12 protein-coding genes and 1 tRNA gene are annotated in these 18688 nt (G+C 66.9%); 9 read left to right on the plus strand and 4 right to left on the minus strand.

The window, feature by feature from the left end:
- Nucleotides 1–622 precede the first annotated feature (622 nt).
- Both mycP (ACIRF8_RS02775) and mycP (ACIRF8_RS02780) read left to right on the plus strand, forming a co-directional pair.
- Entirely contained in the window at nucleotides 623–2044 is a 1422-nt protein-coding gene (mycP, locus tag ACIRF8_RS02775; protein ID WP_404210140.1) for a type VII secretion-associated serine protease mycosin, read from the plus strand.
- A gap of 322 nt (nucleotides 2045–2366) precedes the next feature.
- Complete coding sequence (gene mycP / locus ACIRF8_RS02780) at nucleotides 2367–3761, plus strand: type VII secretion-associated serine protease mycosin (RefSeq protein ID WP_404210142.1); 1395 nt, start codon at nucleotides 2367–2369, stop codon at nucleotides 3759–3761.
- A gap of 260 nt (nucleotides 3762–4021) precedes the next feature.
- Here the strand turns inward: mycP (ACIRF8_RS02780) and ACIRF8_RS02785 are convergent, their stop codons facing one another.
- The 3 genes from ACIRF8_RS02785 to ACIRF8_RS02795 are packed head-to-tail and all read right to left on the minus strand — an operon-like array spanning nucleotide 4022 to nucleotide 7479.
- Nucleotides 4022–4654: a hypothetical protein gene (locus tag ACIRF8_RS02785; RefSeq protein ID WP_404210144.1), complete on the minus strand. Its 633-nt coding sequence runs from the start codon at nucleotides 4652–4654 to the stop codon at nucleotides 4022–4024.
- Between the two features lie 3 nt (nucleotides 4655–4657).
- Nucleotides 4658–6967, minus strand: coding sequence for a hypothetical protein (locus ACIRF8_RS02790; RefSeq protein WP_404210146.1), 2310 nt, complete (start codon nucleotides 6965–6967; stop codon nucleotides 4658–4660).
- Nucleotides 6967–7479 (minus strand): hypothetical protein, encoded by a 513-nt coding sequence (locus tag ACIRF8_RS02795; RefSeq protein ID WP_404210148.1) that lies wholly within the window; start codon nucleotides 7477–7479, stop codon nucleotides 6967–6969. The genes ACIRF8_RS02790 and ACIRF8_RS02795 overlap by 1 nt, the downstream gene beginning before the upstream one ends.
- An 882-nt stretch (nucleotides 7480–8361) precedes the next feature.
- On the opposite strand from ACIRF8_RS02795, the gene mycP (ACIRF8_RS02800) reads away from it, so the two are divergent.
- The 4 genes from mycP (ACIRF8_RS02800) to ACIRF8_RS02815 all read left to right on the plus strand — a co-directional run bounded on the left by mycP (ACIRF8_RS02800) (nucleotide 8362) and on the right by ACIRF8_RS02815 (nucleotide 13593).
- Nucleotides 8362–9729: a type VII secretion-associated serine protease mycosin gene (gene mycP, locus ACIRF8_RS02800; protein ID WP_404210150.1), complete on the plus strand. Its 1368-nt coding sequence runs from the start codon at nucleotides 8362–8364 to the stop codon at nucleotides 9727–9729.
- 389 nt (nucleotides 9730–10118) lie between these two features.
- Entirely contained in the window at nucleotides 10119–10589 is a 471-nt protein-coding gene (locus tag ACIRF8_RS02805; protein WP_404210152.1) for a hypothetical protein, read from the plus strand.
- A 35-nt stretch (nucleotides 10590–10624) separates the two neighbouring features.
- Nucleotides 10625–12838, plus strand: a complete 2214-nt coding sequence (locus ACIRF8_RS02810; protein ID WP_404210154.1) for a hypothetical protein — start codon at nucleotides 10625–10627, stop codon at nucleotides 12836–12838.
- A gap of 62 nt (nucleotides 12839–12900) precedes the next feature.
- A complete protein-coding gene (locus ACIRF8_RS02815; RefSeq protein ID WP_404210156.1) occupies nucleotides 12901–13593 on the plus strand; it encodes a hypothetical protein in 693 nt (230 codons plus the stop codon).
- A gap of 94 nt (nucleotides 13594–13687) precedes the next feature.
- Here ACIRF8_RS02815 and ACIRF8_RS02820 read toward each other — a convergent pair.
- A tRNA-Cys gene (locus ACIRF8_RS02820) sits at nucleotides 13688–13759 on the minus strand.
- A 196-nt stretch (nucleotides 13760–13955) separates the two neighbouring features.
- Between ACIRF8_RS02820 and ACIRF8_RS02825 the strand changes: the two genes are divergently transcribed.
- From ACIRF8_RS02825 to ACIRF8_RS02835, 3 genes are all read left to right on the plus strand, one after another.
- Nucleotides 13956–15419, plus strand: coding sequence for an MFS transporter (locus ACIRF8_RS02825; protein ID WP_404210158.1), 1464 nt, complete (start codon nucleotides 13956–13958; stop codon nucleotides 15417–15419).
- Nucleotides 15420–15628: 209 nt separating this feature from the next.
- Nucleotides 15629–17428: a DEAD/DEAH box helicase gene (locus tag ACIRF8_RS02830; RefSeq protein ID WP_404210160.1), complete on the plus strand. Its 1800-nt coding sequence runs from the start codon at nucleotides 15629–15631 to the stop codon at nucleotides 17426–17428.
- Nucleotides 17429–17720: 292 nt separating this feature from the next.
- Entirely contained in the window at nucleotides 17721–18362 is a 642-nt protein-coding gene (locus ACIRF8_RS02835; RefSeq protein WP_324774129.1) for a helix-turn-helix domain-containing protein, read from the plus strand.
- Nucleotides 18363–18688: the final 326 nt, after the last annotated feature.

Genomic DNA, 18688 nt, shown 5'->3' on the forward strand with positions numbered 1-18688 from the left:
CCAAGTGCCCGCTCCCTGACTACCCGGCGGCCACATCACCTGCCGATGTCTCTAAGACAACGGGAGCCGGGTCGACCCTTCCCAGAGCGGGGTCACGGGAGGGCGTCCGCAGCCGACTACGGGAAGGCCGGGACCGGGGTGCCGCGTGGCACCGTGATGGGAGCCGAGGGGACGGGCACTACGCGCGGTACGTCCGGCGCCCGCGGCCCGTCGAGTCCGGCCCCGGGCGGGATCAGCGGTAGACCGACCTCGACGGGGTCCACACCGCGCGGGGCCGCGTCCGGGCGGATCGCCGCCGGTGCGACAGGTGACAAGGGAGTCGTCGGCGGCAGGCCGAGCCAACAGCGGCGAGCCGATGCCCGGTCATTCAGCCAAGGCGGATCCGGACTGGTCCGTGGCGCGGGGGCGCCCGGCGCAGCTGGCGAGGAACGCGGCTCAGGGGCGGCGGGTCGCGGCGGGGCGGCCCCCACCGGCTCGCGACCGGGCAAGCGCAAAGAGGACGGCAAGCGAGCGCCCGGACCACGTGACCGAGGACGAAGCGACATGGCGGCCGGACGCACACCGCGACATGCCTCCCGTCGTAGCGGACGAGACCAAGAACGGCGAGAGGTAACCCATGCCCATGCCAACCAACAGCATCCGCCGCAGCACCCTCGGTGCGGCAACCTCGGCAGCTATCGGCCTGCTGTTGGTGGGCACGGCGGCCGTGGGACCCGCGTACGCCGACTCGTTCCGCGCTCAGCAGTGGCACCTGGATGCCATGAAGGCAGACCAGATGTGGAGGACGAGTACGGGCAAGGGTGTCACGGTCGCTGTGATCGACACCGGTGTCAAAGCTAGTCACCCGGACCTGTCGGGGCAGGTACTGCCTGGAGCGGACCTGTCCACAGGGCTCGGCGGTGACGAGCACACGGACTACGACGGCCATGGCACCGGCATCGCCGGCATGATCGCGGGAACCGGCGCGGGCAACGGCGGCCAGGGAGCTTACGGCCTCGCCCCGGGCGCGAAGGTGCTCCCGATCCGCTTGCCCAATGCGGAGAAGGCCAACAATCAGGCTTCGGCGGACGCGCAGTTGTTCGCGGCCATGGCGAAGGGCATCAGGTTCGCAGCCGACCACGACGCGAAGGTCATCAACATCTCCCAAGCGGCCCCGGAGGGCACGTCGCAGTTGACGGCCGCCGTGAAGTACGCGCTGCAAAAAGGGTCTTTGATCTTTGCTGGTGTGGGTAATGACGGCGATACGACCAACCTGGTCCAGTACCCCGCGGCGCCCCCCGGCGTCGTTGGCGTAGCAGCCATCGACAAGAACGGGCGCCGCACGAGTGAGTCCGAATTCGGGCCGCAGGTCGACATTGCGGCGCCGGGCAAGGACATCGTCCACGCCTGCGGCGGCAAAACCGGCTACTGCAAGAGCCACGGCACCAGCGATGCCACGGCCCTGGCCTCGGCGAGCGCGGCCCTGATCTGGTCCAAGCACCCGGAATGGACCAACAACCAGTTGCTCCGGGTCATCCTCAACACCATCGGCGGCGTCACGGACGACAACGACAAGCGCAGCGACTACATCGGCTACGGCGCCGTCCGCCCCCGCATCGCTCTGACCAACCCGGGCGACCCGGGCCCGGCAGACAAGTTCCCGATGCCGGACTACCCAGTGACGGCCAGGACACCGTCCGCCGACTCCGCGAAGGGCGACGGCGCCGAGGCCTCGGACCAAGCTGCGGCCCCGGGCGGCGACCGGGCTGCGGAGGAGACCACGAAGGCAGATGACAGCAATACCGGGCTGGGGATCGGTGTGGGCGTCGCCGCTGTCGTGATGATCGGCGCCGGAGCCGGGTTCGGCCTGGCCAAGCGTCGCCGCCGCGGCGACCAGCAGCTCCCGCCGCCGGGCGCACCGATGCAGCAGCCCTATGCCGGACGTCAGCCCGATGCACCGTACGGGGGGCAGCAGCCATACGGAAACCAGCAGTTCACCAGCCAGCAGCTCTATGGCCCGTCGGTGCCGGACAGCAGGTCGGACGACCTCTACCCCGGCCCCTGAGGCGACCGGCCGCAGAATGATCCGGGCCCGGCAATCGAGTGCCCGCTTCCTGACTACCGGGCGCTACATCACCGGCCGATGCCTCGAAGGAAACGGCTGGACTCAGCATCGCCCGCTCGACCCGTCGTGGGGCCTTGTCGGTATGCGGAACAGATGCCGTACGCCGGACAGCAAACCGGCCATGACTCGAATCGCCCACAAGGCGGCTGCTGCAGGCCGTTGCCTCGTCTTTCCCGGGGGCGAGGGCGTCAGGTGCGCGAACGGGCGAGCGGCGTAATGTCCACCGGCCGTTGACGACCCCGAGAACAGCGAGAGGTAACGCATGCCCGCCACCAATACCCGTCGCACACGCCGCGGCGCGGCAGCATCGGCATGTCTCGGCCTGTTGTTGGCGGGCGCTGCCGCAGCGCCGGCGCAGGCCGAGTCGACCCGTTCCGAGCAGTGGTTCTTGGATGTCATGCGCGCCGAGAGCATGTGGAAAACGAGTACGGGCGAGGGCGTCACCGTGGCCGTCATCGACACAGGAGTCGATCCGCGCAACCCGGATCTCAAAGGGCGCGTCCTGCCAGGCAAGGACCTGGCCACAGGACTGGCGGGTGACGAGCACACGGATTACGACAGCCATGGAACAGGCATGGCGGGTCTGATCGCCGGAACCGGGGCCTATGGCGGTGGTAAGGGGGCCTACGGGCTCGCACCAGGAGCGAAAATTCTGCCGATTCGGCTTCCTGACGGGGAGAAAGCGAACAACGGTGCGGCGGCCGACGCCGCATTCATCAAGGCCACGTCGACCGGCATTCGCTACGCGGCTGACAACGGAGCCAAGGTCATCAACGTCTCGCAGGGCGTCGAAGACGAATCGCCGCTGCTGGCTGACGCGGTCGAGTACGCGCTCGACAAGGGTTCCCTCGTCTTCGCCGCTGTCGGGAACACCGGTGACGGGGACAACGGGATCCAGTACCCCGCGGGCACCCCGGGCGTGGTGGGCGTAGGGGCGGTGGGCAAGGAGCTGCGTAAGACGCCGGAATCGCAGCACGGTGCGCAGGTGGACATGGCGGCTCCGGGAGACAAGATGGTGCACGCCTGTGGCGGCGGCACCGGGCTCTGTGAAACGCACGGCAGCAGCGACGCCACCGCTATGGCATCCGCGAGCGCGGCCCTGATCTGGTCCAAGCACCCGGACTGGACGAACAACCAGGTCCTCCGGGTCATGCTCAACACGATCGGCGGCCCCACGGACGGAGCGAAGCGCAACGACGGCATCGGCTACGGAATTGTCCGCCCGCGCATCGCCCTGACCAACCCGGGCGACCCGGGCCCGGCCGACAAGTTCCCGATGCCGGACTTCCCGGCGCAGACCAAGACACCGCCCGCCGAAGCCTCGAAGGCGGCCGGCGCCCAGGCCTCGGACGACGACCGCGGCGCTGAGAGCGCCGCGAAGCCGGAAGACAGCAACAGCGGGCTGTGGATCGGTGTGGGCGTTGCTGCCGTCGTGGTGATCGGCGCCGGAGCCGCGTTCGCTGTGGCCCGGCGCCGCCGCCGCGACGACCAGCAACTTCCACCGCCGGGTGCGCCGATGCAGTACCCGGGAGCACACCGACCCGGTACCCCGTATGGTGCGCAACAGCCGCACAGTGGGCAGCAGTTCACTGACCAGCAGCCGTACGGTCCGGCAGCGCCGGGCAGCACCCCTGCCAACCCTTACCGCGGTTCCTGAACTCGGCCGCAGAACGAAAGGCGCCAGCGCTCATACCCGTCGGGCACCCTCAACTTCTGGCGGCGCATGACCGCTACCGTCCTGTCGTGGTCCGAGGGTAGGTGGCAGACCAGTAGGGCGAAGGTGTGACCGTCACCTGACGGCCGACAAGCCGGGCGGTGGCGGAACCCCGTACAGCCCCCGCTGCGGAGAACCAACCGACCCGTACGGCCGCCAGGCGCCGTAAAGGTCGGTCGGCTGATGCGGCGCTGTGCGCAAGATCAGGTACCCGAGCTCTTGAGAGGGATGGCGCACCCAGCCTTCTCATGAGCATAAGAGGCTGCGCTTCGAGCCAGATCGATGAGGCCTGCACGTGTTGCGGAATCGCCCGGACGGCCGAGTTCAACAGTGAGGCTGATGTTGTATTGCGGGCGCTGCTCGTCCTTCTTGGCGACACAGGGGATGAAGATGGCTGCGAAGTTTTTGGAAGCGGCAGCCTCGTCGCCTGCGGGAAATCGGGTGAACGCCCGGGTGGAACTCTCGTTCAGCGCCTTTGTCCTCACCCACTTCAGCCAATCCTCCGCTGACTCGTAGGGCATTGATTCCGTTTGTGTCCTGAGTAGAATCGCCTCACTTCCCCCCGTGACCATGCAGGATGATCTATAGCTGAGACCCGACTCGTCGACGCCCCCGCTGCCGGTGTCGTCGAAATTGTACGAGGACCTCTCGGGCAGTAGTTTGCGCAGTGTGTCAGTTGCGTGTTTCGGGTGGCCTAGAGACGCGCATACATCAGCCGCTTTGATCTCGCCTTCCTCCTTGAAGGGGGGCCATTTAAACACGTATGCGAGCGCCGCAACGATGATGACAATGGTGACTCCTGCGACGGCCAGGATCTTCGGACGGGTCAGTTTCAAGGCCTAATCTTCCGTGTCGAGTTCCTTGGCTTTGCCTTCGCCGTCAAGATAACTGTGCACGTTCTGACCGGCGTCGTCGAATCCTGTCTTTGCGTGCTCGGCCACTGAGGCTTCGATCAAGGGATATTTGTGACCTGAATTCTCTCCCGCCTTCTTTGTCGCTTCTTCGACCATGGCGAAAGCAGAATCCCTGGTGCCCTCGATGTGCTCGCCGTTGCTGTAGATGACATCCTCGGAAGTGTCTTTCATGGACCCATCGGTGATTGAGCTGATGATCTCACTCGTGGCTGTTCCGGCCAACCCTCCTGCCACGACGGCGCCAGGGCCGCCGATCGGTGCAGTGCCCAAGCCGACACCAATCCCGACCAGACTTCCGCCCCAGGTCGATGCGCCCTTGATGGCCGCGTTGTATTCGGCATCCTTTGCACCGCCTTCTAGCTCACCCTCGAATGCGCGTCCTCCGCCGATCAGTCCTTCGATGTTGCCGGCTGTCCGGGAGATGTGACCAGCGGCCTGTTGCAGGGACTGCTCAGGCGGGAAGTGGGAGTCGGCGGCGTACGCCTCCGGGTGCTGGAAGTGGTACTGCATCAGATGGCTGGTATAGCTGGCTTGCCCTAGGTTCACTGCGGCATACCCCTCAGGGTTGCGCCCAACCGTATAGAGGAACCTGGTGATGTCTTTTTCGCGCAGGCTTGCAGTACTGCCCGCATTGGGGAAAAGCTCCTCTTCTCTGCCGGAGCCGGCATGTAGGCCGCGGTGAATATCCGGCATGTATTCGGCGGCGATTTGCCCCATACTGTCCGACATGTAGCCGTTCTTGCTCAAGCGTTCAGGATTCTCTGAAACGGAAGAGAAGATGCTTTCCACGAGCTTGGCCTGCCCGGAATTGTGTGCAGGAGTGTCCAGTGTTGGGTACTCGCCGGCAGGGTGCCCCGTAGTGGCGGCTTCGAGGGCCAACGCCATGTTGTTCTTACCGGTGTTGATTTCATCGCCGTGGAAGTCGGTCTCCCTGGGCCAGTCGCGCTCTTCGAAAAGGTAGTCGAAGTTGGACAGCGTCTTCTTGCCCATTTTCCCGTCGCCGTCCGTATCGTGCTCGAACGGGTTGTCGGGGTCGTTCTTGGACACGAACTCCTGGTTGAAGAAATCTGTAGCGGCATCGGGGCTGTTCGACAGGCCCTTCAGATACCCGGTGAAGGGATCGCTCCCGCTGTCCTCGCCGATGCGGTTGAGGATCTGGTCCGTTCCCATGTGCTGCCAAGCCGAGTTCGGGTTTGCGCCGTTGCCCGTGAGCTTGCGCTCCTTCTCCATGAGCTTGGTGCCGTAGTCCTTCATGAACTGGTCGTCGTAGTCGCCGGTTCGCATCAGGTTGCTCATGACCTGGAAACCCATGGGGCCGCCCTTGTCACCGTAGATGGGCTTGTCGCCCATGTTGATGACGTTGCGCCGCCAGTCGTCCATCGCGGTCGAGTCGCTCTGGGAGGCGTTGGCCAGGGTCATGCCCAGGTTGCGCTGCAGGTCGTCGAGTTGGTCGCGGCGGTCGTGCCCAATGTCCCAGGCCATGCCGGGGTTGTTGATGCCGGCCCAGAACTCCATGGTCTTCTGCGGGCCGAGTGTGGTGGCGAACCGTTCCGAGAAGAGGTCGTCGTTCTTGTACTTCTTCAGCCCGGCGTTGATGCGGTCGAAGTCCTTGACCGTGAGGTCCTCAGGGTTCTTCTTGGCGATCTTGGCCAGAGCCTCGGCTTCCTTGATGGCCGTAGCCGCGTCATCCCGGCTCTTGTAGCTCGCATCAGAGGAGCCCATCTCGGCCTGGTCGGCGAGGGCCTTGAGGACCTTGCTCGCGGAGCTGTCACTCTCGTCCGCATCTCGCAGGATCTTCTGGATGTCGTCGCGCAGCGCGTTGATGTCGTCCGAGTTGTCCTGGTCCGCGTGGGTGCGGGCCTCCGGCGGGATGTCTGTGGTGACGGTGAAGCCGCCCTCATAGCCGATGACCTTGATGTTCTTCTGGCGACCGCGACTCACGGCCTCCGTCAGTTGTTTCTGGTAACCCTTCAACTCACCCCGGGTGTCGTCGAGGATGCTGTGAATGGTCTTGGCCTGGGTGTGGGCATCACTGAACTCCCCGGCGGTCTTGCCGATGAATTCCTTGGTCACCTGGGAGTTCATGCCGGTCCAGTCGGCTTTGTTGGCAGCCTTGTGCAGTCCGTCTTCGGCCTGCTTCTTGAGCGTGGCCAAGTTGGTGACGAGGGTGCCCCAGTCCTCGACAGCGTCGTCGAGCAGCTTGAAGTCGGCGCCGAGGAGATCGTCGAAGTTCATCAGCTGTCCTTCTTCTCGTCCGGCTTCCCGTAGTACGCGGGGTTCGGCTTGCCGGGCTCGCCGACGCGTTCGTCGAAGCCTTGGTCGAGGGCGTCGATGCTGCTCATCTGGCGCTGGATGTAGTGCTCGTCCCCCTCGTGCACCTTCTTCGTCACCTGCATGTGGTTCGAGACGTGGGCGCAGGCATCCATGAGGGACTTCAACTGTTCTTCCCACCGGTCCGCCACGTGCTGTAGACCCGAACCCAGTGAGAAGCCCTGGCCCAAGAGGTTGCCTGCGGCTTTGCTACTGCTGGAGTCGGCGACTCGGGCCTTGTCCCACAAGCCGTCGTAGAGGGTCTTCGCGTGACTTCCGATCTTGGTCAGATCAGCATCCTTGACCGTGAGGTCACCCGTTTTGCCAGGGAGCGGAGGGGAGGCGCCCCCGCCGCCGTCAACTTGGTTGAGCCTCATCTGCGTTGACTGCCGCTCCGCGGCGTCCGTCTTGAGCTGCTCCCATTCGTCCCATGCCATGGGTGAGTACCTTCCCCCGTGTGTCCCCGTGCGCCCGCTCGCTGGCGTGACTCTCCGATGCCCTAGCTCCGGACAAGCTAGCAATACCCCTGCCAGGAGCGGCGTGTCAGCAGGCAACCGCACAGGTACGCCCTTCGTCGAATCGCGGACGTAAACGTGGGTTTCGCTGCTAGTTCGATGAGGAGGGAAGGCAGGGGGGCAAGGTTGGTCCTGTGTTGACGGACTTTGGTGGTCCACCGCGCGTCTGCTGAGGGGCGTCGAGGAGGGGGTGGGGCCGATGCTTGGCTGGCGAGTACGACGGAACACCCTCGGAGTAGACGGAATCGGGGTGCCCTTTCGCTGTTGACGTCCGAGGTGGCAGGACCGACGGGCGCGGCACCCGTACCGACCGCCGTGACGCCGCTGCCTGAGAATCCGACAGTTCCACAAGCTCCTGCGCACATTGGATATCGACTCTGTCGGTACCCTCCCTGTCACTTCCCGTCCTACCCCCTCGCCAGGCGTCTCTCCGGATGCTCCAAAGGGCGGTACAACCAACATCGTGACGCCTCCTGGCGTTGTGCCACCGACATTCGGGAGAGGCGGCACGGCACCCCTTTTCACGGGCCGCGTACCGGGGACGACAGGGCCGGCGGGCCGTGGGGGACTTCACCGGTCACTGGAGGCGCAGGGCGGTCCCTGCCCCCGACCTCGGGGACTCCGGGGCGGTCCGTCGCCCCAGGAGTACATGGTGGTCAGATGGTGCCGGGCCAGAATGGCCCGGCTGCCGGTCAGGCTGGCGCCAGGGGCGGTACGGGCCGTTTGCCGACCTGGCAGCCTGACGCTCGCCGGAATGTGCCGTCCGTTGTCGACGACGAGACGAAGAACAACGAGAGGTAGAAAATGCTCACCACCAGCGCACGACGCCGCGGCGCGGCGGCCACGGCACTTCTCGGCGTGCTGTTGGTGGGCACGGCTGCCGGCTCGGCTCATGCCGATACGACGCGCTCCCAACAGTGGTTTCTCGATGCCATGCAAGCCGAGAACATGTGGAGGACGAGTACCGGCGAGGGGATCACGGTCGCCCTCATCGACACTGGTGTGGATGATTCGAACCCAGACCTGAAGGGCCGGATTCTCCCGGGGAAGGACCTCGCTCCCGCTGAGTCCGGCGATGAGACGACCGACTGGGACGGACACGGCACGGGAATGGCCGGCTTGATCGTCGGAACCGGCGCCTACGGCGGGGGCAACGGGGCCTATGGGCTGGCTCCGGGTGCGAAGGTACTGCCCATCCGACTGCCTGACACACAGAAGTCGGGCAGTAGGTTCGAGGCGGACGCGAAATTCGAGGACGCGGTCTCAACGGCCATCCGATACGCGGCCGACCACGGTGCCCGGATCATCAACGTCTCCCAGGGCATCACTGGAGACGCGGACGATTTCCCGAAGTTCACAAGCGCCGTCGACTACGCCTTGCAGCATGGGGCGTTGATCTTCGCCGCAGCGGGAAACGACGGCGACGAGGGGAACAAGGTCGGTTTTCCCGCTGCGACCCCGGGCGTTGTCGCCGTCGGAGCCATCGGCAGAGACCTTCACCGGGCCGAGTTCTCGACCCACGGGCCGCAGGTGGATGTGGCGGCACCCGGAGTGGACATGGTGCATGCCTGCGGAGGCAAGACAGGACTCTGTAAGACGGAGGGCACGAGCGATGCGGCGGCCCTCGCTTCCGCCAGTGCTGCCCTCATCTGGTCCATGCACCCGGACTGGACCAACAATCAGGTCCTCCGGGTCATGCGCAACACCATCGGCGGCCCGATCGACGGAACGGAACGCAATGACTCGATCGGCTACGGGATCGTCCGTCCCCGCGTCGCCCTGAAAACCCCCGGAGACCCGGGCCCGGCAGCCAAGTACCCGCTCCCTGACTACCCGGCGGCTGCCACGCCCCCGGCCGATGCCTCGAAGGGCGCGAGAGCCGAGTCGACGGCCGGAGCGAAACCAGCCGCGTCACCGGATTCGACGGACAGTGGCAGCAATAGCTTGCTGTGGATTGGCACCGGCGCGGGCGTTGTTGTCGTACTCGGGGTCGTTGTAGCCATCGCCGTCAAGAACCGACGCCGGGACACGGCATCGCCCGCTCGACCCGTCGGGGGGCCTTATTCGTATTCGGAACAGTCGCCGTACGCCGGACAGCAGTCCTATCCCGCGGTCCCCCAGCAACAGCCGTACGACGCACAGCAGACCGGCCACGACTCGAAGCAGCCATAGGTCCCCGATGCAGGCGGTTGGCCTCGTGTTCCCGGAGCACCCGGCTGCTCATAGGAAACCCGCATCGGGTGGGGAAGAACGCGAGCGTCTTAATGAGATCTGCTCGGTTCATCGGCAGATGGTGACCGGTATAACTCTTTCTCTCCCGTTGGGGGCATTTACTGGTGATAAGGGCGGCTATGCCCGCACCGACTTGCCGACGGGTTGACGATGCAATCGGTGCCGCCGAGATTGCTCCCCTGCAGCAGATGATGGGTGAGGAATCCTTGCAGGTCGCGAGTGCGGGGGCTCCCGACGAAGATTTTGTCGTCCTTGCGGCCGGGCAGACGAAAAGACTAGGTTCACATGCAGTGTGATTGGTTCCGCATTCATACAACGGGGAGGACCGCATGGTCTGGGAAGAGTGGGAGCAGCTCAAGAGCAAGGCGGCTGACCGGGCTCCAGCTGATATGCGGCTGAACTCCGCGCCTGCTGCCGGGGGCGGCGGTGGAGGTGATTTGGTCGTATACGACGACGAACTGGGCGCCATCGGACATGAGGCTTTCGGGCTCCATGGTGACCTGCGCAAGCAGGCGGACGTAGCCGGCATGGGAATGGACAAGCACGGATCCGGCTCCACGATGCAAGCCGCGACCGAGCTCACCAGCTCGAGCTTCGCCATGGGGCACGGGCTTTCCTCGACGGTCGAAATGTGGACGAGTCAGGTGAAGACGCTGCTGGACGCGTGTGCCCTGATCTCGAACCACCTGGACTTCTCGAAGAAGACGCATGCGAACGATGACGCACAGATCCAGGCGGAGATCCGCAGCAGGGGTGGCTCCGGCAGGTCGGTCTCGGAAATCGACAAGTACTTCAAGTAGCGGGGGCTGTTGTGTCCAGCATTACTATGACGAATTTGTCCGAAGTGAATCTCGGCAAATTAAAGACGTCAGTTGCGGACTGGAAGAAGATCGTCGATGACCTCAAGGTCCTGTCGAGCCGTGCAAAGGATGGTCTGCTCGCAAAAGCTGAGGGCGCTCAATGGGCCGGTGTCAATTCTGATGTGACGCGAGAGTTCATCAGGAAGACGGCCAAGGAGTTCGCCGACGCCCATGCCGAAGCCTCGAGCATCTATCAAGTTCTCGATGATGCATGCACAGAGCTGGTAAATCTGCAGAAGAAGCTGAACACGGCGATCCACTCGGAAGCGGAGGGCCTCGGCCTGCGCGTGAGTGACGTGGGGGGCGGGAAGGTGCATGTCTTCTACCCGCACGACCGGACCTCCGACGACAAGCACACGCAAGGTGAACTCGACACCGCACAGGCACTCGCCGATCGCATTGCCGACATCATCGGACAGGCTCGGGAGATCGACGACTCGGTGAGTCGTGCCCTGAGCAAGAGTCATGGCAACGACGAATTCAACTTCGGCCACGAGAACTACAAGTCGCTCGACGACGCTCAGGAGCAGCGGGCCGAGGAACTGGCCAAGAAGAGCCTGCAGCTCTATAAGGAGGGCAAGGAACTCTCCACGGAGGAACTGCGGGAACTGCAGACGCTCGTCAAGTACAACGCCGACGACAAAGAGTTCGCGACGGACCTGTACCGAGGTCTGGGGCCGGAGGGATCGTTGCGCTTCCAGGCCCAGCTGTCACTCGACGGAACGGCGGAAGGCGGTGAGCAACTGCGCCTGGCCAGGAGTATCCAGGACAGCATGGGCACGGCGCTCGCCACGGCCACGCCCGGTCTCGGGAGCGCGTGGACCGACGAGCTCATGCGCGTCGGGCGCAGCGATCTCGACCTGCAGATGCAGGGCAATCAGATGGTACCCAAGGGATATCAGGTGCTCGGCACACTGCTGCGGCACGGCGAATACCAGAAGGGCTTTCTGGACAAGGTCGCCAACGACATGATCGCGTACGAGCGGGAAGGCGGCGCCTGGGGCCGCCCCGATGGCCGATATGCGGGCATGGAGGGATTCGGTCTCAACGCCGACAAGGGCGGCGGCCGTGGCTGGGATCCGATCACGGGCGTGCTGGAGGCGTACGGGCACAACCCGGACGCGGCGACCGCTTTCTTCCATGCCGATGTGGCGGGGTCGGGCAAGCAGATGTCCAACCTCGACTACTTGATGGGCATGGGGGCGGACGGCAAGGGCGAGGGCGCCCGGCAGTGGATTCCGGACATGACCTCTCCCATGGCCGCCAAAGAGCCCACGATCTACGGGAAGGACGCGCTCGGGCACGCGCTCGAGGCCGCGACGACCGGGCTTCCGTACGACCACGGTGATGTGGGCAAGCACCCGGAGCACACGGAGCAGCAGCACGACCTCATGGAACAGGTCGTCAACGCCGTCGCCAAGGACCCCAAGTTGGCCGACGACACCATGGGTGACAGTCTCGGACGCATGGCTGGCGAGTACATGCCGGAGGTGAATTCGACTCTGAGCCAGTCCAACGGCTTCAACGATCTGTACGGCAGCCCGACCAAGTTCACCGACCCGCTCGCCACCGCCGAGTTCCTCGACACGGTCGCCAGAAACCCGGACGGCTACGCGGAGGCCACCATGGGAGCCGAGAACTACTCGGCCGGCCTGATGCACGATGTCAACGCCCACCCGGAGAAGTACGCGGGAACACCAGCCGAGAACCTGAAGCACATCGCCTACAACACGGGCACGGTGGAGGGCCTCCTCTCCGGCGCACGGCACGACGAGATCGTGACGGGCGGGCAGCAGAGCGACAAGGACTACAACGAAGCCCTGCAGAAGCGCGCTGACATGTTCAACACCGCGTTCGGGTCCACGGTCGGGCTGGCGACCGAGCGCGTCCCGATCGCCGGTGAGGTCATCAACGGCGTCACCGAGGTGGTCGTGGGTGAAATGGTCGAGGGCGCGGAGCGGAACACGTCCGCCGAGACGGCCCACACGGCGGGCGAGTCCTCCTTCAACGCCCGCCAGAACGCCCTTGACCAGTCAGCGAACGGGTTGATGGTCGCGGGAACCCCGGACGGCGTCGATCCGACCGATATGCGTCGGGACGTGAGTCAGCAGACCGGCGAGGGCTTCGATCACGGTAAGGAACTTCAGCGCGAGGCGAAGGACCATTACCAGCGCAACCCGCCGAAATGAACATGGCCCAGTTGTAGTTGCCGAAGCGCTGTGGCGCACTCACGACACCGAGCAGGGAAGACATGAGCGTCGGAAAGATGTCCGGCAGAGCGAAAGCGCTCTGCGTGGTGGTGGTTTTGGCGCTCGTCGGAGCGGGCCTCTACGTGTGGCTGTCCCGATCCGACGGAGGCGAGGACAGTGCGCTGAAGGCCCCCACCAAGCCGTGCTGGGACGGAGCGCCGGACGGGGCCACGTTGCAGAAGCTCCTCGGTCCTGGGGACAAGCTTCTGCACGAACAGGATGAATTCCGGGTGGTGAAGGACCACTATCCGAGCCACTGCCAGTACGAGGCGCAGACCGCAGGGTCGGTGGACACCGTTCTGGATGTCGACGTGGTGTGGAACGACGACGCACTTCCGACGAACGAGCTGCCCACGTCCGACGCGCAAGGGAACGAGTCCAGGACCCGGTGGGACGCCGGAGTGCTCGCGTACTACCTGAGGGCGTCACAAGTGGTGTTTTTCGAGTGCGTTCCCGACTTCCCCGCGGATGCGCCCGCCTACATGAAGCGTGACAAATACATCAAGGTTGATGTGCTGGCGCGGCCGATGAAGGGCAGTGGCCTGTCTGCGCTCGAAGCACGGAAGGTAGGCCTGGACGCCGTGCTCCAGGTGGCCCGAGACGTCGCGAAAAAGGCGGGTTGCAAGAACGACACCAATCTTCCGAACTCGGTTCCTTCCGTGACCAAGCCCAATTGGCCTGGATTCGATCGCTGAGTTCGGCCGACTACCGAGGATGCGCCGAAGGGGTGCTCCGCCGTGGCGGGGCACCCCTTCGTGAACGTGCAGCCCAGCGCCGTTGGGCTGCCAGAGGCCGTGACCGGAATCGAACCGGTGTGCTTCGCTTTGCAGGCGAATCCCTAAACCACTCGGGCACACGGCCAAGCTTTCGTTCTTGTGAGTACGACCGTAGGGCGCCGTGCGGGGCCCCTCAAGGGTTCGGGCGGTCCCGCAACGCGACTGCCATACGCCGTTCACGATCAGGGGTTGCCCGCCCGGGGACGTAGGGCGAAGGGACCAGGAAGGCCCCCGTCGTTCGACAGGGGTCAGGGAGTTCCATGCCCCTTACTCTGATCCGTATGGCGGCACTCGAGGATGACAGGGACGTTGGGGTGGGGCCGGGGGTCGCTCCTGGGCCGGGGCTTGAGGCGATCACCGAGATCGAGGGGGTGCTGGGGCGGACCTATCGCGCGCTGAGCATCGGCATCGTCACCGTCGTCCTGCTCATCGCCTTCGAGGCGACCGCCGTGGGGACCGCCATGCCGGTCGCCGCGCGGGAGTTGGACGGGGTGTCGCTGTACGCCTTCGCCTTCTCCGGGTACTTCACCACCAGCCTCTTCGGCATGGTGCTCGCCGGGCAGTGGGCCGACCGGCGCGGGCCGCTCGGGGCGCTGGCGGTGGGGATCGGCGCGTTCGCCGCGGGGCTGCTCGTCGCCGGGACCGCGGGGAGCATGTGGTCGTTCGTCGCCGGGCGGGCCGTCCAGGGGCTCGGTGGAGGGCTCGTCATCGTGGCCCTCTACGTCGTCGTCAGCCGGGCCTATCCGGAGCGGTTGCGGCCCGCGATCATGGCGGCGTTCGCGGCGAGCTGGGTCGTGCCGTCGATCGTCGGGCCGCTCGCGGCCGGGGCCGTCACCGAGCACCTGGGGTGGCGGTGGGTGTTCCTGGGCATCCCCGTACTCGTGCTGCTGCCGCTCGGCGTCGCGCTGCCGCAGATCCGGCGGCGCGCCGGGGGACCGGTCGAGGGCGCCGGTGGCGGGGCCTTCGACCGGCGCCGGATCCGGCTCGCGTTCGGGATCTCGGCCGGTGCGGGACTGTTGCAGTACGCCGCCCAAGACCTGCGGCCCCTCGCCCTGCTGCCCGGTGTCGTCGGCGCCGCACTGCTCGTGCCGGCCGTCCTCGGACTGCTGCCCCGCGGTACCTACCGGGCCGCGCGCGGGTTGCCGTCGGTGGTGCTGCTGCGCGGGGTCGCCGCGGGGTCGTTCATCGCGGCCGAGTCGTTCGTGCCGCTGATGCTGGTCACACAGCGGGGGCTGTCGCCGACGCTCGCCGGGTTCTCGCTGGCCGGGGGCGGTGCCACCTGGGCGCTCGGGTCCTGGATGCAGTCGCGGCCCCGGTTCGAGCCGTACCGGGAGCGGCTCGTCGTCGGGGGCATGGTGCTGGTCGCCGCCGCCGTCGCGGCCGCCCCGAGCGTGCTCATCGAGGTCGTGCCGGTGTGGACGGTGGCCGTCGCGTGGGGGTTCGGGTGTCTGGGGATGGGGCTCGTCATCTCCTCGACCAGCGTGCTCCTCCTCCAGCTCTCCGCGCCCGAGGAGGCCGGGGCGAACTCCGCCGCCCTCCAGATCTCCGACGGACTGTCCAACGTCGTCCTGCTCGCCGCCGGCGGTGCGGCCTTCGCCGCGCTGGGCGGGGGAGCGGTGGGGCACGGGGCCGCCGACGGCCTGGGCGGCTCGCACCCGGCCGCCTTCGTCGCCGTGTTCCTGCCGATGGCGGGCGTCGCGCTGGCCGGGGCGTGGGTGGCCACGCGGTTGCGGGAGCAGCCGTGAGTCCCGTGGGCCGGGGGCCAGGTGAGTCGGCGGTCCGGACCGGTGATGTCGTCGCGACTCCCGGTGAGGACGCGCCAGTTGATCTGTGACGCGCGTCCCAACCGCCGCCCGCCCGGCCTCGTCCGCCGTCTTCGTCAACGCCGTCACCGGTAGGGTGGCCCGGTTGTCATACGTAGCCGTGCCGTCCAGCCTCAAGTAAATCGGAGACCGTGACTACCACCGCCGCCACCAGCTCCTCGTCCCACCACCTGTCGCCCGCGTTTCCCGGCCGCGCCCCCTGGGGCACCGCGAACAAGCTGCGTGCCTGGCAGCAGGGGGCGATGGAGAAGTACATCCAGGAGCAGCCCCGCGACTTCCTCGCGGTCGCGACGCCGGGGGCCGGAAAGACGACCTTCGCACTGACCCTCGCGTCGTGGCTGCTGCACCACCATGTCGTGCAGCAGGTGACCGTGGTCGCGCCGACCGAGCACCTGAAGAAGCAGTGGGCGGAGGCGGCCGCGCGCATAGGGATCAAGCTGGACCCCGAGTACAGCGCGGGTCCGCTCAGCAAGGAGTACCAGGGCGTCGCCGTGACGTACGCCGGTGTCGGTGTGCGGCCCATGCTGCACCGCAACCGCTGCGAGCAGCGCAAGACCCTCGTGATCCTCGACGAGATCCACCACGCCGGTGACAGCAAGTCGTGGGGTGAGGCGTGCCTGGAGGCGTTCGAGCCGGCGACCCGGCGGCTCGCCCTGACCGGTACGCCGTTCCGCTCCGACACCAACCCGATCCCCTTCGTGCAGTACGAGGAGGGGAACGACGGGATCCGGCGGTCCTCCGCCGACTACACGTACGGGTACGGGAGCGCGCTCGGCGATGGCGTCGTGCGGCCCGTCATCTTCCTCTCCTACAGCGGCAACATGCGGTGGCGGACCAAGGCCGGTGACGAGATCGCCGCGCGGCTCGGCGAACCCATGACCAAGGACGCCGTCAGCCAGGCCTGGCGCACCGCCCTGGATCCGCGCGGCGAGTGGATGCCGAGCGTGCTGCGCGCCGCCGACGCCCGGCTCACCGAGGTCAGGAAGGGCATCCCGGACGCGGGCGCCCTCGTCATCGCCTCCGACCAGGAGTCGGCGCGCGCCTACGCCAAGCTGATCCGGGAGATCACCGGTTCCAGAGCGACCCTCGTGCTCTCCGACGACGCCGGCGCCTCGAAGCGGATCGACGACTTCGCGGCGAGCGAGGACCGGTGGATGGTCGCCGTCCGCATGGTGTCCGAGGGCGTCGACGTGCCGCGGCTCGCGGTCGGCGTGTACGCCACGACCATCTCGACGCCGCTGTTCTTCGCGCAGGCCGTCGGGCGTTTCGTGCGGTCCAGGCGGCGTGGCGAGACCGCGTCCGTCTTCCTGCCCACCGTCCCCGACCTGCTCGGCTTCGCCAACGAGATGGAGGTCGAGCGCGACCACGTACTCGACAAGCCGAAGAAGGACGGGGAGGAGGACCCCTACGCCGAGTCCGAGAAGGAGATGGAGGAGGCCAACAAGGAGCAGGACGAGGACACCGGGGAGCAGGAGCAGTTCTCGTTCGAGGCGCTGGAGTCCGAGGCCGTCTTCGACCGGGTCCTCTACGACGGCGCCGAGTTCGGTATGCAGGCCCATCCGGGGAGCGAGGAGGAGCAGGACTACCTCGGGATCCCCGGGCTGCTCGAACCCGACCAGGTGCAGTTGCTGCTCCAGAAGCGGCAGGCCCGGCAGATCGCCCACAGCCGCAAGAAGCCGGACACCGAGGCCGATCTGCTCGAACTGCCCGCCGAGCGGCGGCCCGTCGTCTCCCACAAGGAGATGATGGAACTGCGCAAGCAGCTCAACACCCTCGTCGGCGCGTACGTCCATCAGAGCGGCAAGCCGCACGGTGTCCTCCACACCGAACTGCGGCGCGTGTGCGGCGGGCCGCCGAGCGCCGAGGCGACCGCGGGGCAGTTGCGGCAGCGCATCGCCAAGGTGCAGGAGTGGGCCACCCGCATGAAGTGACATGGGGATCAAGTGGGGGCAATCGGCTATAACTCAGGCCCCGGGCTGACCGGATTCTGGACGGAGTCTTCCGCTCAGCGGGACGACCTCGCTACATTCCCGGCAACGCACACGCCCCGTGGCAGCGCCGCCGCGGAGCGCAGCCGGTACGCATGAAGACAGTCGTATGCAGCCGTATGCAGCCCAGCGCCTGATCACCGACCGGCGGCTCTGACGCGCGTCGCCCAAGGGACAGGCGGCGACAACCGCCGCGTAGGAGACCGCCGACCCTCACCACTAAGGAGTGGGCGTCGTGACCGCGGAGACCTCCCAGACGCTCGACCGGGGACTGCGCGTCCTCAAACTGCTCGCCGACACCGATCACGGGCTGACCGTGACCGAGCTGTCCAACAAGCTCGGCGTCAACCGCACCGTCGTCTACCGACTGCTCGCCACGCTGGAGCAGCACGCCCTTGTACGCCGTGACCTGGGTGGCCGCGCCCGGGTCGGGCTCGGGGTGCTGCGGCTCGGCCGGCAGGTGCATCCGCTGGTGCGTGAGGCGGCGCTGCCCGCGCTGCGGTCGCTGGCCGAGGACATCGGGGCGACGGCGCATCTGACGCTGGTGGACGGTTCGGAGGCGCTGGCCGTGGCCGTCGTCGAGCCGACCTGGACGGATTACCACGTGGCGTACCGGACGGGGTTCCGGCATCCCCTCGACAAGGGGGCCGCGGGGCGCGCCATTCTCGCTTCGCGGCGGGGGGTGCTGCCGGAGCCCGGGTACACGTTGACGCACGGCGAGCTGGAGGCGGGGGCGAGTGGTGCGGCGGCGCCCCTGCTCGGGGTGAGCGGGCTGGAGGGCAGCGTGGGGGTGGTGATGCTCGCCGACGCGGTGCCCGAGCGGGTGGGGCCTCGGGTGATGGACGCGGCTCGGGAGGTCGCCGACGCGTTGCGCTAGCCGCGCGGGGGCGGGTCGGGGTTCGGGGGCGCGGATCGTGGGCCGCCCCGCTTTGTGCGGCCATCTCGCCGCGGGGCCGAGGGTCTTGCCCGGCCGCCGCTTCGGTGGGGGTTGGGCGCGCAGTTCCCCGCGCCCCTGGGATGCGCCCTGCGTGCGGCATCTCTCGCTTCCCTGGGATGCGCCCTGCGTGCGTCCTCGTACTCGCGGGCGCCCACCGCGCCCCCGCAGCCGCCCCGCTTTGTGCGGCCATCTCGCCGCGGGGCCGAGGGTCTTGCCCGGCCGCCGCCTCGGTGGGGGTTGGGCGCGCAGTTCCCCGCGCCCCTGAG

Origin of the sequence: Streptomyces sp. NPDC102406, from assembly GCF_044765725.1 — a bacterium.
In the GTDB taxonomy this organism is placed as follows: domain Bacteria; phylum Actinomycetota; class Actinomycetes; order Streptomycetales; family Streptomycetaceae; genus Streptomyces.

What these genes read in the sequence shown, in the direction of transcription:
- mycP (WP_404210140.1), top strand. Translation starts at nt 623, where the DNA reads ATGCCAACCAACAGCATCCGCCGCAGCACCCTCGGTGCGGCAACCTCG.
- mycP (WP_404210142.1), top strand. Translation starts at nt 2,367, where the DNA reads ATGCCCGCCACCAATACCCGTCGCACACGCCGCGGCGCGGCAGCATCG.
- ACIRF8_RS02790 (WP_404210146.1), bottom strand. Translation starts at nt 6,967, where the DNA reads ATGAACTTCGACGATCTCCTCGGCGCCGACTTCAAGCTGCTCGACGAC.
- ACIRF8_RS02795 (WP_404210148.1), bottom strand. Translation starts at nt 7,479, where the DNA reads ATGGCATGGGACGAATGGGAGCAGCTCAAGACGGACGCCGCGGAGCGG.
- mycP (WP_404210150.1), top strand. Translation starts at nt 8,362, where the DNA reads ATGCTCACCACCAGCGCACGACGCCGCGGCGCGGCGGCCACGGCACTT.
- ACIRF8_RS02805 (WP_404210152.1), top strand. Translation starts at nt 10,119, where the DNA reads ATGGTCTGGGAAGAGTGGGAGCAGCTCAAGAGCAAGGCGGCTGACCGG.
- ACIRF8_RS02815 (WP_404210156.1), top strand. Translation starts at nt 12,901, where the DNA reads ATGAGCGTCGGAAAGATGTCCGGCAGAGCGAAAGCGCTCTGCGTGGTG.
- ACIRF8_RS02825 (WP_404210158.1), top strand. Translation starts at nt 13,956, where the DNA reads ATGGCGGCACTCGAGGATGACAGGGACGTTGGGGTGGGGCCGGGGGTC.